At 66.4% G+C, this 18,282-nt stretch carries 20 protein-coding genes; 17 read left to right on the forward strand and 3 right to left on the reverse strand.

Going from position 1 to position 18,282, the window contains the following annotated elements; all coding sequences use genetic code 11:
- The first annotated feature begins 59 nt into the window (after positions 1-59).
- The 3 genes from CXB49_RS22695 to CXB49_RS22705 all read left to right on the forward strand — a co-directional run bounded on the left by CXB49_RS22695 (position 60) and on the right by CXB49_RS22705 (position 4,081).
- A complete protein-coding gene (locus CXB49_RS22695; RefSeq protein ID WP_071111402.1) occupies positions 60-716 on the forward strand; it encodes a response regulator in 657 nt (218 codons plus the stop codon).
- Positions 717-759: 43 nt separating this feature from the next.
- Positions 760-2,109: an ATP-binding protein gene (locus tag CXB49_RS22700; RefSeq protein WP_158301014.1), complete on the forward strand. Its 1,350-nt coding sequence runs from the start codon at positions 760-762 to the stop codon at positions 2,107-2,109.
- Positions 2,110-2,293: 184 nt separating this feature from the next.
- Complete coding sequence (locus CXB49_RS22705) at positions 2,294-4,081, forward strand: 2-isopropylmalate synthase (RefSeq protein WP_101710466.1); 1,788 nt, start codon at positions 2,294-2,296, stop codon at positions 4,079-4,081.
- A gap of 247 nt (positions 4,082-4,328) precedes the next feature.
- Here CXB49_RS22705 and CXB49_RS22710 read toward each other — a convergent pair whose 3' ends face one another.
- On the reverse strand, positions 4,329-4,772 hold the full coding sequence (locus tag CXB49_RS22710) for a hypothetical protein (protein WP_101710467.1): 444 nt from the start codon (positions 4,770-4,772) through the stop codon (positions 4,329-4,331).
- A gap of 184 nt (positions 4,773-4,956) precedes the next feature.
- Here CXB49_RS22710 and bioD point away from each other — a divergent pair, with 184 nt between their 5' ends.
- On the forward strand, positions 4,957-5,583 hold the full coding sequence (bioD, locus tag CXB49_RS22715) for a dethiobiotin synthase (RefSeq protein WP_101710468.1): 627 nt from the start codon (positions 4,957-4,959) through the stop codon (positions 5,581-5,583).
- Here bioD and CXB49_RS22720 read toward each other — a convergent pair.
- Entirely contained in the window at positions 5,580-6,836 is a 1,257-nt protein-coding gene (locus CXB49_RS22720; RefSeq protein ID WP_158301015.1) for an HD-GYP domain-containing protein, read from the reverse strand. The genes bioD and CXB49_RS22720 overlap by 4 nt on opposite strands.
- Before the next feature lie 226 nt (positions 6,837-7,062).
- Here CXB49_RS22720 and coxB point away from each other — a divergent pair, with 226 nt between their 5' ends.
- Genes coxB through CXB49_RS22745 form a run of 5 tightly spaced genes read left to right on the forward strand, consistent with a single transcriptional unit; the run spans position 7,063 to position 11,432 of the window.
- Positions 7,063-8,184 carry a cytochrome c oxidase subunit II gene (gene coxB / locus CXB49_RS22725; RefSeq protein ID WP_101710470.1) on the forward strand — a complete coding sequence of 374 codons (1,122 nt, stop codon included), beginning with the start codon at positions 7,063-7,065 and terminating at the stop codon, positions 8,182-8,184.
- A gap of 12 nt (positions 8,185-8,196) precedes the next feature.
- Complete coding sequence (ctaD, locus tag CXB49_RS22730) at positions 8,197-9,831, forward strand: cytochrome c oxidase subunit I (protein WP_101710471.1); 1,635 nt, start codon at positions 8,197-8,199, stop codon at positions 9,829-9,831.
- A gap of 10 nt (positions 9,832-9,841) precedes the next feature.
- Positions 9,842-10,384, forward strand: a complete 543-nt coding sequence (locus tag CXB49_RS22735; protein ID WP_101710472.1) for a cytochrome c oxidase assembly protein — start codon at positions 9,842-9,844, stop codon at positions 10,382-10,384.
- Positions 10,385-10,386: 2 nt separating this feature from the next.
- Positions 10,387-10,563, forward strand: coding sequence for a DUF2970 domain-containing protein (locus CXB49_RS22740; protein ID WP_101710473.1), 177 nt, complete (start codon positions 10,387-10,389; stop codon positions 10,561-10,563).
- 20 nt (positions 10,564-10,583) lie between these two features.
- The gene (locus CXB49_RS22745; protein WP_369826520.1) at positions 10,584-11,432 is read left to right on the forward strand and encodes a cytochrome c oxidase subunit 3; all 849 of its coding nucleotides are present in this window, start codon (positions 10,584-10,586) and stop codon (positions 11,430-11,432) included.
- A 6-nt stretch (positions 11,433-11,438) separates the two neighbouring features.
- Here the strand turns inward: CXB49_RS22745 and CXB49_RS22750 are convergent, their stop codons facing one another.
- Positions 11,439-11,636 carry a DUF2909 family protein gene (locus CXB49_RS22750; protein ID WP_101710475.1) on the reverse strand — a complete coding sequence of 66 codons (198 nt, stop codon included), beginning with the start codon at positions 11,634-11,636 and terminating at the stop codon, positions 11,439-11,441.
- 103 nt (positions 11,637-11,739) lie between these two features.
- On the opposite strand from CXB49_RS22750, the gene CXB49_RS22755 reads away from it, so the two are divergent.
- The 8 genes from CXB49_RS22755 to hisD all read left to right on the forward strand — a co-directional run bounded on the left by CXB49_RS22755 (position 11,740) and on the right by hisD (position 18,256).
- The gene (locus CXB49_RS22755; RefSeq protein ID WP_158301016.1) at positions 11,740-12,354 is read left to right on the forward strand and encodes an SURF1 family cytochrome oxidase biogenesis protein; all 615 of its coding nucleotides are present in this window, start codon (positions 11,740-11,742) and stop codon (positions 12,352-12,354) included.
- Positions 12,341-12,850 carry a hypothetical protein gene (locus tag CXB49_RS22760; RefSeq protein ID WP_101710477.1) on the forward strand — a complete coding sequence of 170 codons (510 nt, stop codon included), beginning with the start codon at positions 12,341-12,343 and terminating at the stop codon, positions 12,848-12,850. The genes CXB49_RS22755 and CXB49_RS22760 overlap by 14 nt, the downstream gene beginning before the upstream one ends.
- Before the next feature lie 37 nt (positions 12,851-12,887).
- On the forward strand, positions 12,888-13,910 hold the full coding sequence (locus tag CXB49_RS22765) for a heme A synthase (protein ID WP_101710478.1): 1,023 nt from the start codon (positions 12,888-12,890) through the stop codon (positions 13,908-13,910).
- On the forward strand, positions 13,907-14,806 hold the full coding sequence (locus CXB49_RS22770) for a heme o synthase (protein WP_101710479.1): 900 nt from the start codon (positions 13,907-13,909) through the stop codon (positions 14,804-14,806). Before CXB49_RS22765 ends, CXB49_RS22770 begins: the two co-directional genes overlap by 4 nt.
- On the forward strand, positions 14,806-15,387 hold the full coding sequence (locus CXB49_RS22775; RefSeq protein ID WP_101710480.1) for an SCO family protein: 582 nt from the start codon (positions 14,806-14,808) through the stop codon (positions 15,385-15,387). The genes CXB49_RS22770 and CXB49_RS22775 overlap by 1 nt, the downstream gene beginning before the upstream one ends.
- A 45-nt stretch (positions 15,388-15,432) precedes the next feature.
- A complete protein-coding gene (locus CXB49_RS22780; protein ID WP_199406740.1) occupies positions 15,433-16,197 on the forward strand; it encodes a flagellar brake protein in 765 nt (254 codons plus the stop codon).
- A gap of 36 nt (positions 16,198-16,233) precedes the next feature.
- Positions 16,234-16,875, forward strand: a complete 642-nt coding sequence (gene hisG / locus CXB49_RS22785) for an ATP phosphoribosyltransferase (protein WP_101710482.1) — start codon at positions 16,234-16,236, stop codon at positions 16,873-16,875.
- An 88-nt stretch (positions 16,876-16,963) separates the two neighbouring features.
- Positions 16,964-18,256 carry a histidinol dehydrogenase gene (hisD, locus tag CXB49_RS22790; RefSeq protein WP_101710483.1) on the forward strand — a complete coding sequence of 431 codons (1,293 nt, stop codon included), beginning with the start codon at positions 16,964-16,966 and terminating at the stop codon, positions 18,254-18,256.
- Positions 18,257-18,282 lie beyond the last annotated feature (26 nt).

An 18,282-nucleotide genomic window follows, 5' to 3' on the forward strand; every position in this document is an offset into this window, starting at 1 on the left:
CCCAAGTATGTGTATTCCAACCTTTGGCTAAGCCAAAGATTGTCGCGGTGAAAACGAAAATGCATCTATTGATTGTTGAGGATGACTTGGACCTGGGCCGGGCTTTGCAGGCCGCGTTGAAAGCCGAAGCGGTGACAACCGAATGGGTGCGCAAGCTGGCGGATGCGGACGCCTTGTTCGAGCCGGACCGGTTCGATTGCGTATTGCTGGACCTGGGTTTGCCGGACGGCAGCGGCTTGGCATTGTTGCGCGCCTGGCGGGCCAGGCAGATAGCTGTGCCGGTGATCATGATCACGGCCAGCGCCGATTTGAACGATAAGTTGGCGGGTTTGGACGATGGCGCCGATGATTATCTGTGCAAGCCGTTCGCGGTGTCGGAAATGGTGTCGAGAGTGCGGGCGGTATGCCGCCGCAGCGCTCGGCAAGCCAGCGAAGTCTGGAGCCTGGGCGCGCTGAGCCTCAAACCCCGCGTGCACTTGGCCTGGCTGGACGGCCTGGCGTTGGACTTGTCGCCTCGCGAATTCCGCTTGCTGGTGGAACTGGCGCGCGATCCTGGCCGCATCGTGTCGAAAACGGTGCTGGGGCAACGGCTGGAGCCGCTTGGCGATATTGTCGACGGCGCGACGATAGAGGTGCACTTGTCCAATCTGCGCCGCAAGATAGGCGCCGAGCGCATCCGCACCGTGCGCGGCGTGGGCTATCAATATGTGGTTTAAATGGCTGGCGGACGGTTTGGCGCCGTCGTTGACGAGGCGGGTCTTGCTGGCTTTGTTGCTGGCTTTCGCCTTGATATGGCTGGCGCTGGTCGGGCGGGAATACCATGAGTCGAGGTCGTCGGAATCCCGCCGCCAAGTTTTGTGGAATGTGACCGATCTGCTTTCCGTAGCGTTGTCGCCTGGCCGAATGGAGCAAAATCGGCAAGCCTTGGTGACGGCGGATCGCTTGTTCAACGCATCGCGGCGCATCAATGTGGCTTCCAAGGTCGAAATCGATTATCCGGGCGATTTGTTGATTTCCGCGCGCACGCGGCAAGGGGAGCCGATCTATGCTTCGTCGGGCGCCCCGGCCACCCCGCTGCCGGCGCGCGATTTGAATAAGGGTGTGGTTCAGCTCAAAGGAAAAGCGTATCGGGTGGCGGAGCGGCTTTATCCTGCTGGATATTTGACTGTGTTCGAGCCGCTGATTCCAGACGAGGAAGTGCTGCCTTTCCTCACTAAGCAATATATCGCGCCTCTGGCCATCTCTTTTTCGTTCATCCTGCTGCCGCTGTGGTTCGCCATTTCGCGCGGCCTGCTGCCGCTGAGGCGCTTGGCCGATTATCTGAACCGTCGCGCCTCCGATGATTTCTCTCCTTTGTCCATGCGCTTGCCCTATCGGGAGTTGAAGCCGATTGTCCAGGCGCTGGACCAGTTGCTGAGGCGCAGCCGCGACAGCATCGCCCGCGAACGCGCCATCGTGCAGGATGCCGCCCATGAGATGCGCACGCCATTGGCGGTGATTTCCACGCAGGCGCATGCCTTGGCCCGCGAGGAGGATGCCGAGGCCAGGCAGCAAAACCTGGCCGCTTTGGAGCAGGCGGTGGCCCGCCATTCCCATTTGGTGCAGCAGCTGTTGAGGCTGGCGGCGCTGGAGGGCGTGGAGAGCGAGCAGCGACAACAGGTCGATCTGGTCGAGGTGACGCGCAATGTCTTGATCGGCTTGTCGCCGCGGGCGGAAGAAAAAGGCATGGAGTTGGAGCTGGACTCGCCTGATGGCTTGCTGGCCAGCCTGGCCTTGGTTTCCTTCCTCTCGATTGTGGACAATTTACTGTCCAATGCGGTGGCCTATGGCCGCGCCGGCGGTCGCGTTCGGGTGCGCCTTGCCGCCGCCGATGGGCGAGTGGAATTGGTGGTGGCGGATGACGGGCCTGGCATCGCCGTCGAGGACAAACCGCATCTGTTCGAGCGCTTTTACCGGGGCAAGACGGCATCCGCGCCGGGTTCCGGCCTGGGGCTCGCGATTGTCTGGCAGGCGGTGCGGGCGCAGGGTGGCCGCATCCGGATGGCGGAGGGGCTGGGAGGCCAGGGCGTGGCGTTTCATGTCAATCTGCCCTGGTTGTCGCCAAGTTAGATGCTTTCAATGTTTGTCTAGGCGCCTGAGGGTGCCTTTTTTTGCGGCTAAATTCTACAATTTGTCTAAAAAATATAATTAGACATTAAGGTGTGACGAATTTGATACAGATTTTTCTATTAAATTTGACCTTATGTCTCATGCTTGAGTAGGCTGGTTCAAAATATGCTGCAGGAGCACATCAATGCAAGTGGACATCGACCGACTGGTGGCGGACTTCGGCGGGCCCGGCAAGCTGGCCGACGAGCTGAACCGTCTGTATCCGGAAGATCAGGTGAGCCGGGCAGCGATATACAAATGGAGAGAACGCGGCAGCCTGCCGCTGGCCCAGCTGAGCCGGCTGGCGCAACTGGCCGCCGGACAGGGCAGGCGCTTTGATTTCAACGACTATCTGGTCGGCGAGCCGAACCAGGCGGCAGGGAGAACTATCGACATGGGCGATCGCCTCTACATTTTCGACACCACCTTGCGCGACGGCGAGCAGTCGCCGGGCGCCTCGATGACCAAGGAAGAGAAGATCCGCATCGCGCGCCAGCTGGAACGGCTGGGCGTCGACATCATCGAGGCCGGCTTCGCCGCCGCCAGTCCCGGCGATTTCGACGCCATCCGCGCGATCGCCGAGACGATCAAGGACTCCACCGTCTGTAGTCTGGCGCGCGCCAACGAGCGCGATGTGCGCGCCGCCGGCGAGGCGATCCGTCCGGCCGCGCGCGGCCGCATCCACACCTTCATCGCCACCAGCCCCATCCATATGGAAAAGAAGCTCAGGATGAGTCCGGACGAGGTGGTGGAGGCGGCGGTGAGGGCGGTGACGATCGCCCGCGAATACACCGACGACGTCGAGTTCTCGGCCGAGGACGCGCTGCGCTCCGACATCGATTTCCTGGCCCGCATCTTCGGCGAGGTGATCAAGGCCGGCGCCACCACGCTGAACGTGCCGGACACCGTCGGCTACGCGGTGCCGCGGCTGACCGAGGCCTTCTTCCGCGAATTGATCGCCCGCACGCCGGGCGGCGACAAGGTGATCTGGTCCGCCCATTGCCACAACGACCTGGGCATGGCGGTGGCCAACAGCCTGGCGGCGGTGCTGGGCGGCGCGCGCCAGGTCGAATGCACGATCAACGGCCTCGGCGAGCGCGCCGGCAACGCCAGCCTGGAGGAGATCGTGATGGCGGTGAAGACCCGCCGCGACGTGTTCGGCGTCGACAGCCGCGTCGACGCCACCCAGATCGTGCCGGCGTCCAAGCTGGTGTCGACCGTCACCGGCTACCCGGTGCAGCCGAACAAGGCCATCGTCGGCGCCAACGCCTTCGCCCACGAGTCCGGCATCCACCAGGACGGCGTGCTGAAGCACCGCGAGACCTACGAGATCATGTCGGCGGAATCGGTGGGCTGGAGCGCCAACCGCTTGACGCTGGGCAAGCTGTCCGGCCGCAACGCGTTCAAGACCAAGCTGGCCGAGCTCGGCATCGTGCTGGACAGCGAGGAGGCGCTGAACGCCGCCTTCGCCCGCTTCAAGGAACTGGCCGACAAGAAGCGCGAGATCTTCGACGAGGATCTGCACGCGCTGGTGTCCGACGAGATGGTCACCATCGAGCGCGAGGACTACAAGCTGGTGTCGCTGAAAGTGCTCAGCGAAACCGGCGAGCCGCCGCAGGCCAGCATCGTCTTCGTCGAGCGCGGCCTGGAGCGGCATGGCGAGTCCAGCGGTTCCGGTCCGGTGGACGCCGCGTTCAAGGCGATCGAGATCGTCGCCGCCAGCGGCGCCGAGCTGGAATTGTATTCGGTGAACGCCATCACCAAGGGCACCGAGTCGCAGGGCGAGGTGACGGTGCGCCTGTCGCGCGACGGCCGCATCGTCAACGGCCAGGGCGCCGACACCGACATCATCGTCGCCAGCGCCAAGGCTTATCTGTCGGCGTTGGACAAGCTGACGGTAGCGGAAAAGGTGAGCGCCCAGGCCATCGTATAAGCATGTTTTCCCGGCGCGGCGGTCCGTCGCCGCGGGGAGGCGGCAAGGTTTTCCATCCCGGCCTTGTCGTTGCGCCCCGCGGCGGACGGTTCGCCAAGCCAAGAGGCTTTCACTCCATCCCCGCGTGAAATCCTGCGCAGGCCTACCCGGCCGCCCCTACTGCGCCATCGCTCAAAAGGCCGACGGCACAGCGCCGACCCACAAGGTCGGCGTTGGCACGTCGACGGCGCGGTCCGGGCTCTTCCGATCAGACTGCCAGCGCCGGCTGCCCGTCCTGCAGCAGCCGTCGACAGTTCGCCGTCTTCGCCCAGTGCGTCAGCCACAGCGCCACCGCCGGCAGGATGGCCAGCAGATTGACATAGGGCACGAAGCACAGCACCAGCAGCGCGACCAGCGCCACGCTGACGCCGAAACCGCCGTCACCGGTCTGCCCGCGCTGCGCCAGCTCCGTTCTCAGCGCGCTGGCCAGCAGCACGATATAGATCATGTACCAGATCAGCCCGGCGACCGGCACCAGCGCCAGCCAGATCAGCTCGCCGGCCAGCGGCCGGTTGGCCGGCGACACCGCGTTCATCGCCTGCTGCAGCGTCAGGTAATAGAAGATGCTGACGGCCAGCGCCAGCGCGCAGATCACCACCAGCGCCATGATGCCCATGCCGGCCAGCGCGGCGAGCGTCTCGTTTTCGTTCATGTCACGCTCCTGAATAGAGGGAGCCGGATTCTGGCATGGCGGGAGAGGCCGGGCCGGGACGTCTGTTCTTTCGGCCTGCCGGCGGCGGCGCGGGCGCAAAGCTGGCGGTCGGGCGCGCGCTGGTGTAGAACATCGGTCCCGGGCGGCGGGGCGCCCGTCGACCATCATCATTTCAGGAGCAAGCATGAGCCAGGGCTATTTCATCACCGGCACCGACACCGAGATCGGCAAGACCCATTCCGCCGTCGAGCTGATCCGCCTGTACCGGGGACAGGGCAGGACCGTGCTGGCGATGAAGCCGGTGGCGTCCGGCTGCGAGATCCTGCCGGACGGCGGCTGGCTGAACGACGACGTGGCGCGGCTCGTCGCCGCCACCGGACAGACCGATCTCGACTTGATGAATCCCTATCGCTTCCTGCCGCCGGTGTCGCCGCACATCGCCGCGCGCGAGGCCGGGGTGGAAATCGAGCTGTCCCGGATCGGCGAGCATTACCGCCGCCTGTCGGCCCAGGCCGACATCGTGCTGGTCGAGGGGGCCGGCGGCTGGCTGGCGCCGTTGTCGGACACGCTGTTCATGGCCGATCTGGCGCAGTCGCTGGCCCTGCCGGTGATCCTGGTGGTCGGGATGCGGCTGGGCTGCATCAACCACGCGCTGTTGAGCGCGCGCGCCATCGTCGACAGCGGCCTGGAATTGGCCGGCTGGGTGGCCAACTGCGCGCAGCCGCCGCAGGCGGCCTACGCCGAGAACCTGGCCACGCTGCGCCGCCACATTCCGGCGCCGCTGCTGCTGGAGTTGCCGTACCGAGGCTAGTCCTCCATCAGCGCGTCGGCCAGCGACAGGAAGGCGGCCTTCTCGGTCGGCGGCAGCCGGTCCAGCGGCAGCACGATCTGCCGCGCCAGATTGCGCAGCCGCCAGCGCACCTCGCCTATCACGCCGGCCAGCTCTTGGCGCAACTCCTCGTCTTCCGGCTCGGCGGTCAATTCGCCGGCGCCGGTGCTCAGCAGCGCGCGTTGTATCGTGTCGAAGCGTTCCATGCTGGAGCCCAGGTGGGCGCGGCCGGCCGGCGTCAGGCTGCTCTCCAGCTCCTTCATGCCCCAGAAGCACGGCGTGGCGCGGCCGATCTGCCGCAGCAGCCGCGGCAGCACCTCGATGCCGGCGGCCGGCGCGGCGGCGCCGTGTCCGTGCGCTTCCCGGCTGATCTTGCACAGCGCCGACACCAAGGCGTAATCGAATTCGCCGGGCAGGATCTTCAGCGCGATTTCGATGCGGCCGCCGGGGTCGGGCGCGCCTTCCAGCAGCTGGCTGACGGTGTCGGCCAGCATCAGTATCTGCCCCGGCGTCTCCAGTTGCGCGCCGTTGCTGCCGAGCGGGTAGCCGCTGCCGTCCAGCCGCTCGTGGTGCTGCAATATGGCCAGCGCCACCGGACGCGGCTGCTTCAGGCCGGCCAAGGCGCCGACCAGCCGACAGCCCAGCACCGGGTGGCCGACCACGTGGCGCCATTCTTCCAGCCGCAGCGTGTGCTGCGCCGCCAGATGATTGGGGTCGGTGTACAGCTCGCCGACATCGTGCAGCAGCGCCGCCAGCGCCACCTGCTGTTGCTGCAGCCGCGGCAGGCCGAGCAGGCGGGCGGCGCCGACGGCGATCAGACAGGTCCGCAGCGCGTGGTCCAGGCCGCCCTGGCATTCCAGCATGGCCAGCCACAGCGCCACCGCGCCGTTCAGCGGCAGTCCCTCCAGCAGCGCGACGCAGGCGGCGCGGTCGGCGGCGCTCGGGAACAGCGCCCGCAGAAAGCGGCATTCGGCCGCCAGTTCCGGTCCGCGCCGCCTCAGCGTCGCGGGCGGATCGAAGTCCGGCAGCCGCAATAGCGGTTCCAGCGGCTGTCGCAGCCGCCGGCCGGCCAGCTGGGCCAGCGCTTCGGCCTCCATCGGCTTGCGCCGCTCCAGCAGCATCGCGCCGTCGGCGCCGACGATGTCGTCTTGCGGCAGCACGCGGCGGCGGGAGGCCAGCGCGGCCAGGTGGTTCAGGCAGTGGCGGTTGACCGCGGTGAAGTCGTTCTCTGGCATCGGATCAGGCGGCGCGCCGGCGGAAAGCTGTCTTTCAGTTAAGGCGATCCGGCGTGGCATGCAAGCCTTCGGCGCGGTTTACCCGCTTGTCGCGCGGCATTGCGCCGCATCATGACAGCTTCTTGTTTTTCTTGACCGAACTCCTACGATGAAAGCATGCTGGCGCCAAGCCGGCGGCTGGACATGCATTTCATTGAATCGGTCGTTTTGACCGCGAGGGGGCGACATGTCTTGTTTGCGCATTCCGTTCTTGTGCAGCCTGTTGCTGGCGGCACGGGGCGCGGCCGCGGCGGAGTTCAACCTGCAGCAGCCGGTGACCCCGCTGGCGCGCACCGAATACCATCTGCACACGCTGTTGCTGATCATCACCGGCGTCATCTTCGTCGTCGTGTTCCTGGTGATGCTGTATTCCATCGTCCGCCACCGCAAGTCGGCCGGCCACGAGGCCAAGCAGTTCCATGAGAACACCACGGTGGAAATCATCTGGACCGTGGTGCCGCTGCTGATCCTGGTGGTGATGGCGCTGCCGGCCACCCGCGCGGTGCTGGCGCAGAAAAGCACCCGCAGCGAGGACATGACGATCAAGGTCACCGGCTACCAGTGGCGCTGGCGCTACGACTATCTGGACGACAACTTCGGCTTCGTCAGCCACCTGGCCACGCCGCGCGAGGCGATCGAGGGCAAGATTCCGAAGCCGCCGCACTATCTGCTGGAAGTGGACGAGCCGCTGGTGGTGCCGACTCAGCGCAAGATCCGCCTGCTGCTGACCGCCAACGACGTGATCCACTCCTGGTGGGTGCCGCAGCTGGGCGTCAAGCAGGACGCCGTTCCCGGCTTCCTGCGCGACAGCTGGATGCTGATAGAGAAGCCCGGCACCTATCGCGGCCAGTGCTCCGAGCTGTGCGGCAAGGATCACGGCTTCATGCCCATCGTCGTCGAGGCCAAATCGCCCGAGGACTACGCCAAGTGGCGCGAGGCCAAGATGAAGCAGCTGGCCGCCAGCGCCGACGACCCGAACAAGGTGTGGAAGCTGGACGATCTGAAGGCGCGCGGCGAAAAGATCTACACCCAGAACTGCATTCCCTGTCATCAGGCCAACGGCAAGGGCGTGCCCGGCACCTTCCCGGCGCTGGACGGCTCGCCCATCGTCACCGGCGACAAGGCCGCCCACATCGAGATCGTGCTGTTCGGCGGCAAGAAGAATCCGGCGATGGCGGCCTGGGGCAAGCAGCTGTCCGATACCGACATCGCGGCGGTGATCACCTACGAGCGCAACAGCTGGGGCAATCATACCGGCCAGGTCGTGCAGCCGAAGGAAGTGAAGGCCGCGCGCGGCAAGACGGCATAAGGAGTCGGACTCATGGCAATCGCGGAAACCACCCACGCCGGCGGCGCCCACCACGGCAAGCCGCACGGCATCATGCGCTGGCTGATGGCCACCAACCACAAGGACATCGGCACGATGTATTTGTGGTTCTCGTTCACGATGTTCCTGACCGGCGGGGTGCTGGCGCTGTGCATACGCGCCGAGCTGTTCAGCCCCGGCATGCGTTTCTTCCAGCCGGAGCTGTTCAACCAGCTGACCACGCTGCATGGCCTGATCATGGTGTTCGGCGCCATCATGCCGGCCTTCACCGGCATGGCCAACTGGATGCTGCCGCTGATGATAGGCGCGCCCGACATGGCCTTCGCGCGGATGAACAACTGGAGCTTCTGGCTGCTGCCGCCGGCGGCGCTGCTGTTGCTGCTGTCGTTCGCGGTGCCGGGCGGCGCGGCCGCCGCCGGCTGGACGCTGTACGCGCCGCTGTCGACGCAGATGGGCATGGGCATGGACATGACCATCTTCGCCATCCACATTCTCGGCATCAGTTCCATCATGGGTTCGATCAACATCATCGTCACCATCCTGAACCTGCGCGCGCCGGGGATGACGCTGATGAAGATGCCGATGTTCGCCTGGGCCAGCCTGATCACCGCCTATCTGATCATCGCCGTGATGCCGGTCCTGGCCGGCGCGGTCACCATGGTGCTGACCGACCGTCACTTCGGCACCCACTTCTTCAACGCGGCCGGCGGCGGCGATCCGATACTGTACCAGCACATATTCTGGTTCTTCGGCCATCCGGAGGTCTACATCATGGCGCTGCCGGCCTTCGGCATCGTCAGCCAGGTCATCCCGACCTTCGCCCGCAAGCCGCTGTTCGGCTACACCTCGATGGTTTACGCCACCAGCTCCATCGGCGTGCTGTCCTTCATGGTGTGGGCGCACCACATGTTCGCCACCGGCATGCCGGCCACCGCCCAGCTGTTCTTCATGTACGCGACGATGCTGATCGCGGTGCCGACCGGGGTCAAGGTGTTCAACTGGATCGCCACGATGTGGCAGGGGGCGATGAGCTTCGAGACGCCGATGCTGTTCTCGATAGGCTTCATCCTGCTGTTCACCATCGGCGGCCTGTCCGGCATCACCCTCAGTGTGGCGGCGGTCGACATACAGCTGCACGCCAGCTACTACGTCGTGGCCCACTTCCATTACGTGCTGGTGGCCGGCGCGCTGTTCAGCCTGTTCTCGGCGATCTACTACTGGTTCCCGAAGATGAGCGGGCGGATGTACCACGAGGGGCTGGGCAAGCTGCACTTCTGGTGGTCGATGATCTGGTTCAACGTCACCTTCTTCCCGATGCACTTCCTCGGCCTCGCCGGCATGCCGCGGCGGATTCCGGACTACGCGCTGCAGTTCACCGAGTTCAACCGCATCGCCAGCGTCGGCGCCTTCCTGTTCGGCCTGGGCCAGTTGATCTTCCTGTTCAACATCCTGTATTCGCTGCGCTACGGCAAGAAGGCGCCGGACAAGCCGTGGGAGGGCGCCAACACGCTGGAGTGGGAGCTGCCGACGCCGGCGCCCTATCACAGCTTCGAGGAGGCGCCGCGGCTGGAAACCGGCGAGAACGGGGTGATCCTGTCCTACCAGGAGGGCGGCAAGCACACGCATTGAGGAGGCGGCGATGAACACGATGGTCATGCGGCAGCGCAACCGCCGCCTGGTGCGCAAGCTGGCGGTGATCGCCGCGCTGATGTTCGGCTTCGCCTGGGCGATGATCCCGCTGTACCGCATCGTCTGCGAGCAGACCGGCCTGAACGACGTGGTCAAGGCCGACGAATTGGAGAAGGGCGATCTGACCGCCGGAACCGGCGAGGTCGACATGAGATTCGACTCGACGGTGCAGGCCGGCCTGCCGTGGCAGGTGCAACCGCTGACCACGCGACTGAAGGTCAAGCCCGGCACTTTCGTCCAGGTACAGTACCGGATCACCAACGCCAGCCCGCATGCTGTGGTCGGCCAGGCGCTGCCGCGCTATCTGCCCGGCGAGGCCGCCGCCTATGTCAAGAAGCTGGAATGCTTCTGTTTCACCCAGCAGCGCTTCGCGCCGGGACAGACCCGCACCTTCCCGGTGGTGTTCGTGATAGACCGCAAGCTGCCGGCGTCGATCACCAGCATCACGCTGGCCTACACCGTTTTCGATGTGCCGGGGCAGGGAAAGGGGTGACCATGAGTTGGGGACAGGGCGTCAAGGCGGTGTTGGGCGCCTTCATCGGCGTGCGCAAGGGCGTGGCCTCCGAGGCCGACCAGGCGCTGAAGCCGTGGCAGTTGATCGTCACCGCGCTGCTGCTGGCCGCCGGCCTGATCGCGGCGCTGTTGCTGCTGGTGTCGTGGGTGACACCTTAGGGAGAAACAAGATGACAAGCATGGAGCAACAGGATCGCTATTTCGTGCCGCCGCCGTCGCGCTGGCCGATGGTGGGGGCGCTGGCGCTGTTCTGCATCGGCCTTGGCGCGGCCCTGGCCGTCAACGGCATGCTGCTGGGAGAGCTGTCGCTGGGCCTGGGCATGCTGATCCTGGTGGTGATGCTGTTCGGCTGGTTCGGCGACGTGATCCGGGAAAGCCGGCTCGGCGTCTACCTCGGGCGCGAGGACATGTCCTTCCGCTGGGGCATGGGCTGGTTCATCTTTTCCGAGGTGATGTTCTTCGGCGCCTTCTTCGGCGCGCTGTTCTGGGTGAGGACGGTGTCGGTGCCGCTGCTGGGCTCGCTGGACTACAAGATCCTGTATCCGGATTTCGAGGCCTCGTGGCCGCTGGCGACCGGTCCCGGCATCACCGCGGCCTATCAGGCGATGGAAGCCTGGGGACTGCCGGCGTTCAACACGATGATATTGCTGACGTCGGGCGCCACCGTCACCTGGGCGCACTGGGGGCTGCTGACCGGCAAGCGCGGCCAGCTGAAGCTGGGGCTGTTTCTGACGGTGCTGCTGGGCTGCAGCTTCCTGGCGCTGCAGATGCACGAGTACGGCCACGCGTTCTCGACCTTGCACCTGACGCTGGCGTCCGGCGCCTACGGCATGACCTTCTTCATGCTGACCGGCTTTCACGGCCTGCACGTGCTGCTGGGTTCCATCATTCTGTTCGTGGTGTGGCTGCGCAGCCTGAAGGGCCATTTCGACGCGCAACAGCATTTCGCTTTCGAGGCCGCCACCTGGTACTGGCACTTCGTCGACGTCGTGTGGCTGCTGCTGTTCATCTTCGTGTACTGGCTGTGAACGGCCTCAGACCTGATGCGGGCGCCACCAGCCGAACAGGGCGCCCAGCAGCAGCAGCAGGAACAGGCCGATCGACAGCCCGACCCTCAGGGTCAGCGAGCGGACCAGCCGCTGGGAGCCGTGCTCGGCCTTCAGCAGTCCGGTCAAACCCCAGAACAGAGCCAGGACGATACAGGCGAGCAACAACAGGATGACGAGTTTCATGACCGTATCCTCCTCACATTCCGATGCGGAAAACAAACCCACATCCCGCTGGCAGCGGTTGCTGTGGGTGTTTTTGCTGGCAATCACATTGTTGCCGTACGCATTGGCAGTATGGCAGTGGCAACGGGGACAAGACAAGGAAGTGCTGCTGCGTTCGCTGACCAGCGCGATGAGCGTCGCGCCGGTCGGTCTGGTCTACCGCGAGGCGGAACCGCCCCCCGGCTTCACCCGGGTCAGGCTGATCGACGCCGAGCCGGCCGGTCCGGTGCTGGAGCTGCGCAACAGCTATCTGGCCGGTCAGAGCGGCCGGCGCATCCTGCAGCCTTGGCGGCAGGGAGCCGACCGTTCGATGGTGTTGCTGGATCTGGGCTGGGTGGTCGACGGCGCGCGGCTGCCGGCGTTTCGCGCCGACCAGATCGAGCCGCAGGGCTACCGGGTGCCGACGCCGCATCATTTCGTGCTGTCCGGCGCCGTCAAGGGCACGGCCGGGCCGGTCGACCAGATCGACGAGCCGGCGCTGCGCCGCCGTTATCCCGGCCACTGGTTTCAGGGCGTGGTGATCCTGGAGAGCTCGCCGGAACCGCTGCTGCACTGGCCGGTGGTGCCGGAGTTCATGCCGGACCGGCATTACGCCTACGCGGTGCAGTGGCTGCTGCTGGGCGTCTGCCTGAGCGGTTTGTTCTGGCTGATGTGGAGACGACGCCATGAAATCCATTAGACGCGGCCGGATGGCGCTGTTCGCGATGGCGCTGCTGTGCCTGGCGCCGGTGCTGGCGGCCTGGCTGGCCTACGCGCTGCTGCCGCCCGGCGGCGGCGCCAGCTACGGCCAGTTGCTGCCGACCCAGCCGTTCGCCGCCGCCGCGCGGACCGACTGGCCGCGGGGCAAGTGGGTGCTGGCCGCGGCCCAGGGCGCCGATTGCCAGAACCGTTGCCGTCAGCGCTGGTACGCGATGCAGCAGATCGAGAAGGCCCAGGGCGAGGCGGCCGGAAGGCTGACCCGGGTGGCGTTGCTGGTGTCGGCCAGGCCGGCCGAGGTGGACGCGCCGCACCGGTTGTCCCATGCGCCGGAGCACGCGCTGCCGGCCGGCACCCAGGGTTTTTATCTGGTCGATCCATTGGGCAACCAGGTGCTGTTTTACCGCGACGGCGCCGATCCGGGGCGGATCATAGACGAAGTCGCCAAGGTGCTGAAGGTGAACAACGGTTTGGGTTAGAGCCGATTCAACGCGTTGCAATGTGGGGGCGCTTGCCATGCGAAAACTGATCTGGGCGGCCTTGTTGCTGGCCGTCGTCGTGGTGCCGTTCGGCGCCTATGTCCGATTGTCCCATGCCGGGCTGGGTTGCCCGGACTGGCCAGGCTGTTACGGCCAGATCTCGCCGGCGCACGCCGCCGACAGCATAGCGCAGGCGCAGTCGCTGGCGCCGGACGGGCCGGTCAGCCTGGGCAAGGCCTGGCGCGAGATGGCGCACCGCTATCTGGCCGGCAGCCTGGGCCTGCTGATCCTGCTGATAGGCTGGCGCGCCTGGCGCGAGAAGCGGCAGCGGCTGCCGGCCGGCCTGCTGCTGGCGACGGTGGCCCTGCAGGGCACGCTGGGCATGCTGACCGTGACGCTGGTGTTGAAGCCGGTCATCGTCACCTCCCACCTGCTTGGCGGCATGGCGGTGCTGCAGATTCTGGCGTGGATGGCGCTGGCGCCGGGCCTGACGCCGGTCCGCGCCTCGGCGGCGCTGCCGCGGCTGGCCGGGCTGCTGGCGTCGGCGCTGGTGCTGCAACTGGCCCTGGGCGGCTGGGTGTCCAGCAATTACGCCGCGCTGGCCTGTCAGGGCTTCCCGGCCTGCAATGGCCAGTCCTGGCCCGAGCTGCGCTTCGACCGCGCCTTTCACCTGCTGCGCGAGCTGGGCGAGTCGCCGGACGGCGGCCTGCTCGATTTCGCCAGCCTGGTGACCATACACTGGCTGCACCGGCTGGGCGCGCTGGCGGTGTCGCTGCTGCTGTGCTCGGTGCTGTGGCTGGGCTGGCGCGAGGCGGCGCTGCGGCCGCATCTGGGCTGTCTGGCCGCTGCCTGGCTGCTGCAGATCGGCCTCGGCGTCGCCAATGTGCTGCTGCAGCTGCCTTTGCCGCTGGCGGTGGCCCACAATGCCGGCGCCGCGCTGTTGCTGATGACGGCCTTGCTGCTGCGCTCGCGCCTGCGGGCGCCGGCCGCCGCGCGTCGGCGGGCGGCGTTGCCGGCGCCGCCGCTGGGGCCGTGGGGCCGGCCGGGAGCGGAGCGATGAGCGCGCTCGGTCTGCCGCTGTGGCGCCAGCACGCGCAGGCGCTGTGGCAATTGTCCAAGCCGCGGGTGGTGGCGCTGATCGTGTTCTGCGCGGTGATCGGCATGTTCCTGGCCAGTCCCGGCCTGCCGGCGGCGACGGTGGTGGTGCCGGCGACGCTGGGCATCGCGCTGGTGGCCGGCGCGGCGGCGATGATCAATTGCCTGGTCGAGCGCGGCGTCGACGCCCGGATGCGGCGCACCGCCTGGCGCGCGACCGCCACCGGCGACGTCGGGACGTGGGAGACGCTGCTGGTGGCGCTGTCGGTCGGCGGCGCCGGCCTGGCGCTGTTGTGGGCGTGCTGCAACGCGCTGACAGCCTGGCTGACGCTGGGCACCTTCGTCGGCTACGCCATCGTCTACACGCTGCTATTGAAACCGAACACGCCGCAAAACATCGTCATCGGCGGCGCCAGCGGCGCGATGCCGCCGGTGCTGGGCTGGGCGGCGGTCAGCGGCGAGATCAGCGCCTTCGCGCTGGTGCTGTTCCTGATCATCTACGCCTGGACGCCGCCGCATTTCTGGGCGCTGGCGCTGTACCGGCGCGACGACTACGCCCGCGCCGGCCTGCCCATGCTGCCGCTGACCCACGGCCAGCGCTACACCACCTTGTCCATCGTGCTGTACAGCGTGCTGCTGTGCGCGATCACGCTGTTGCCGGCGGCGCTGGCGACGGTCGGATGGATCTATCTGGCGGCGGCGCTGGCGCTGGACGCCAGGCTGTTGTTCCTTGCCGTGCGCCTGCATCGACAGTATGCTGACGCTCTGGCGCGTCGCGTTTTCGCCTGGTCGATCTGGTATCTGACCCTGCTGTTCGCGGCCTTGTTGTTAGACCATTACTGGCTGATTCCGCTTTCCTGATGTCCAAATTCCTGCATTTCCTGTCCGGACTCCTGATCGTGCTGGCGCTGAGCGCCTGCGCACCGCCCGTCGTCGATTTCAAGGGCACGTCGATAGACGACGACGCCATGGGCGGCGCCTTCACGTTGATAGACTACAACGGCAAGCCGCGCAGTCTGGACCAGTTCCGCGGCAAGGTGGTGGCCCTGTTCTTCGGCTACACCAACTGCCCCGACGTCTGCCCGACGACGATGCTGGAATACGGCTCGGTGATGAAGCAGCTGGGCGCCGACGCCGACAAGGTGCAGGTGCTGTTCGTCAGCGTCGACCCCGAGCGCGACACGCCGCGGGTGCTGGCGGGCTATGTGCCGCATTTCGACAAGCGCTTCATCGGCCTGACCGGCGGCGTCGACGCGATAGAGAAGGTGAAGAAGCAGTACAAGGTGGTGGCGCAGAAGGTGCCGACGCCCGGTGGAGGCTACAGCGTCGATCACAGCGCCGGCTCCTATCTGCTGGACCGGGACGGCAAGCTGAGGGTGTTTGAGGCCTATGGCACGCCGGCGTCCAACCTTGCTTATGATATCAAGCAGTTGTTACGCTAAACTTGGCGTATCACTCCACCCCCGAGACATGAAAGTCGGCATATCGTGAGCAACGACCCCACTCCCGTCAATCCGGCCGGTCAGCACCAGTCCCTGGACCTGGCCAGATTCACGCTGGCCTCGCCGGCGGAGATTGCCCAGCATCTGTCTGGTATCGCCAAGCACGGTCACATGGTGACGGTTTTCGCCAACAAGGGGAAAAACTTCATCCTGACCCGCCTGCTGGGGGTCGACTACCAGTCTGGCGTGTTCACTTTCGACTGGGGCGCCGACGAGGATACCAACCAGCAGGTGCTGAACAGCGAGCGCAATGTTTTCGTCTGCTCGCCGGAAGGCGTGAAGACCCAGTTCGTCGCCGGCCAGATCAGCCGGGTGATGGTGGACGACAGGCCGGCCTTCCAGTGCCAGCTGCCGGAGCAGGTGATCAAGCTGCAACGGCGCGAGTTCTTCCGCATCCAGACGCCGCTCGGCACGCCGGTATTCTGCCATGTCGGCGATTTCAACCAGCGCGCGATCGATCTGGCGCTGTTCGACATCAGCCTGGGCGGCATGAGCTTGTGGCTGCCCGGCGTCGACACGCCCGGCTTCGACCTCGGCCAGCAGTATCTGCAGTGCTCGATAGAGCTGAAGCCGCTGGGCGTGCTGACGCTGGGCATCGAGGTGCGCCACCGGCTGACCGCGCGGATGCGCAACGGCAACGAGGCGATGCGGGTCGGCTGTTCCTATCTGAATCTGACGCCGCCGATGGAGACGCTGATCCAGCGCTATGTCGGTCTGCTCGAACGCGAGCGCCGCGCGCTGGTCGGCTGACGCCGATCTACCCATTCACTTTCGCAGTAGAAGACCATGAAGCTGACCATCGCCCTGTCCAAGGGCCGAATTTTTGAAGAAACGCTGCCGCTGCTGGCGGCGGCCGGCATCGTGCCGGCGGAAAACCCGGAATCGTCGCGCAAGCTGATCATAGCCACCAATCACCCGGAGGTGCAGCTGGTGATCGTGCGCGCGTCCGACGTGCCGACCTATGTGCAGTACGGCGCGGCCGACCTCGGCATCGCCGGGCGCGACGTGCTGATCGAGCACGGCGGCGCCGGCCTGTACCAGCCGCTGGACCTGAACATCGCCAAGTGCAAGATGATGGTGGCGGTGCAGGAGGGCTACGATTACGACGCCGCGGTGCGCCAGGGCGCGCGGTTGAAGATCGCCACCAAATACCCGCTGATCGCCCGCGAGCACTTCGCGAAGAAGGGCGTGCACGTCGACATCATCAAGCTGTACGGCTCGATGGAGCTGGCGCCGCTGGTCGGCCTGGCCGACGCCATCGTCGACCTGGTGTCCACCGGCGGCACGCTGCGCGCCAACAAGCTGGTGGCGGTCGAGCACATCATCGACATCAGCTCGCGGCTGGTGGTCAACCAGGCCGCCTTGAAGCTGAAGTACGACGCGATCCAGCCGGTGCTGGACGCTTTCGCCGGCGCCGTGCCGGCCTGATCGATACGCATGCCGGGCGGGTAGCGGTCAACCGATAGGCTCGGCCGGCGTTGGCCATTGTTCAGGCTATAAGCATCAGAGAATCATTATGTTGAAACTGTCATCCTCCCAGCCCGACTTCGCCGAGCGCCTGCAGGCGCTGCTGGCCTTTGAAACCGCGCAGGACCCGGCGGTGGACGCCGCCGTCGCGGCGATCTGCGCCGACGTCCATCATCGCGGCGACGCGGCGCTGGTGGAGTACACCAACCGTTTCGACCGCATGCAGGCGGCGAGCATCGCCGACCTGACGCTGAGCCGCGAGCAACTGGAGGCCGCCTGGGGGCGGCTGCGGGCCGACGTGCGCGACGCGCTGTCAGCCGCCGCCGACCGGGTGCGCCGCTATCACGAGAAGCAGCTGGCGCACTCCTGGAGCTACGAGGACGAGGACGGCACGCTGTTGGGCCAGCAGGTGACGCCGCTGGATCGCGTCGGCATCTATGTGCCGGGCGGCAAGGCCGCCTATCCGAGTTCGGTGCTGATGAACGCGCTGCCGGCCAAGGTGGCCGGCGTCGGCGAGATCGTCATGGTGGTGCCGACGCCGGGCGGCGAACGCAACGACCTGGTGCTGGCCGCGGCCTATATCGCCGGTGTCGACAAGGTGTTCACCGTCGGCGGCGCCCAGGCGGTGGCCGCGCTGGCCTACGGCACCGCCACCATTCCGCAGGTGGACAAGATCACCGGCCCCGGCAACGCCTACGTCGCCGCCGCCAAGCGCCGGGTGTTCGGCGTGGTCGGCATCGACATGGTGGCCGGCCCGTCCGAGATCCTGGTGATCTGCGACGGCGACACCGACCCGGACTGGGTGGCGATGGACCTGTTCAGCCAGGCCGAGCACGACGAGATCGCCCAGGCCATCCTGCTGTGCCCGTCGGCCGACTACATCGCCCAGGTCGAGGCCAGCATCGCCAGGCTGCTGCCGGCCATGCCGCGCCGCGCCATCATCGAGGCCAGCCTGGGCAACCGCGGCGCGCTGATCGAAGTGCGCGACCTGGCCGAAGCCTGCGAGATAAGCAACTACATCGCGCCGGAGCATCTGGAGCTGTCGGTGGCCGATCCGGACGCGCTGCTGCCGCTGCTGCGCCACGCCGGCGCCATCTTCATGGGCCGCTTCACCTCGGAGAGCCTCGGCGATTATTGCGCCGGGCCCAACCACGTGTTGCCGACCAGCCGCACCGCGCGCTTCGCCAGCCCGCTGGGCGTCTACGACTTCCAGAAGCGCAGCAGCCTGATCCGCGTGTCGCAGGCCGGCGCGCAGAAGCTGGGCCGCATCGCCAGCCTGCTGGCGCATGGCGAGGGCCTGACCGCGCACGCCCGCGCGGCCGAGTTGAGACTCGATAAATAAGTCCGCCGTAGCCGCGCCGCAACAGG

Origin of the sequence: Chromobacterium sp. ATCC 53434 (genome assembly GCF_002848345.1) — a bacterium.
Classification (GTDB): Bacteria; Pseudomonadota; Gammaproteobacteria; order Burkholderiales; family Chromobacteriaceae; genus Chromobacterium.

What these genes read in the sequence shown, in the direction of transcription:
- bioD (WP_101710468.1), top strand. Translation starts at nt 4,957, where the DNA reads ATGAGCCAGGGCTATTTCATCACCGGCACCGACACCGAGATCGGCAAG.
- CXB49_RS22760 (WP_101710477.1), top strand. Translation starts at nt 12,341, where the DNA reads ATGAAATCCATTAGACGCGGCCGGATGGCGCTGTTCGCGATGGCGCTG.
- CXB49_RS22775 (WP_101710480.1), top strand. Translation starts at nt 14,806, where the DNA reads ATGTCCAAATTCCTGCATTTCCTGTCCGGACTCCTGATCGTGCTGGCG.
- hisG (WP_101710482.1), top strand. Translation starts at nt 16,234, where the DNA reads ATGAAGCTGACCATCGCCCTGTCCAAGGGCCGAATTTTTGAAGAAACG.
- CXB49_RS22750 (WP_101710475.1), bottom strand. Translation starts at nt 11,636, where the DNA reads ATGAAACTCGTCATCCTGTTGTTGCTCGCCTGTATCGTCCTGGCTCTG.
- CXB49_RS22770 (WP_101710479.1), top strand. Translation starts at nt 13,907, where the DNA reads ATGAGCGCGCTCGGTCTGCCGCTGTGGCGCCAGCACGCGCAGGCGCTG.
- coxB (WP_101710470.1), top strand. Translation starts at nt 7,063, where the DNA reads ATGTCTTGTTTGCGCATTCCGTTCTTGTGCAGCCTGTTGCTGGCGGCA.
- CXB49_RS22705 (WP_101710466.1), top strand. Translation starts at nt 2,294, where the DNA reads ATGCAAGTGGACATCGACCGACTGGTGGCGGACTTCGGCGGGCCCGGC.
- CXB49_RS22765 (WP_101710478.1), top strand. Translation starts at nt 12,888, where the DNA reads ATGCGAAAACTGATCTGGGCGGCCTTGTTGCTGGCCGTCGTCGTGGTG.
- CXB49_RS22745 (WP_369826520.1), top strand. Translation starts at nt 10,584, where the DNA reads ATGGAGCAACAGGATCGCTATTTCGTGCCGCCGCCGTCGCGCTGGCCG.
- CXB49_RS22710 (WP_101710467.1), bottom strand. Translation starts at nt 4,772, where the DNA reads ATGAACGAAAACGAGACGCTCGCCGCGCTGGCCGGCATGGGCATCATG.
- CXB49_RS22735 (WP_101710472.1), top strand. Translation starts at nt 9,842, where the DNA reads ATGAACACGATGGTCATGCGGCAGCGCAACCGCCGCCTGGTGCGCAAG.
- CXB49_RS22720 (WP_158301015.1), bottom strand. Translation starts at nt 6,836, where the DNA reads ATGCCAGAGAACGACTTCACCGCGGTCAACCGCCACTGCCTGAACCAC.
- CXB49_RS22740 (WP_101710473.1), top strand. Translation starts at nt 10,387, where the DNA reads ATGAGTTGGGGACAGGGCGTCAAGGCGGTGTTGGGCGCCTTCATCGGC.
- CXB49_RS22695 (WP_071111402.1), top strand. Translation starts at nt 60, where the DNA reads ATGCATCTATTGATTGTTGAGGATGACTTGGACCTGGGCCGGGCTTTG.
- ctaD (WP_101710471.1), top strand. Translation starts at nt 8,197, where the DNA reads ATGGCAATCGCGGAAACCACCCACGCCGGCGGCGCCCACCACGGCAAG.
- hisD (WP_101710483.1), top strand. Translation starts at nt 16,964, where the DNA reads ATGTTGAAACTGTCATCCTCCCAGCCCGACTTCGCCGAGCGCCTGCAG.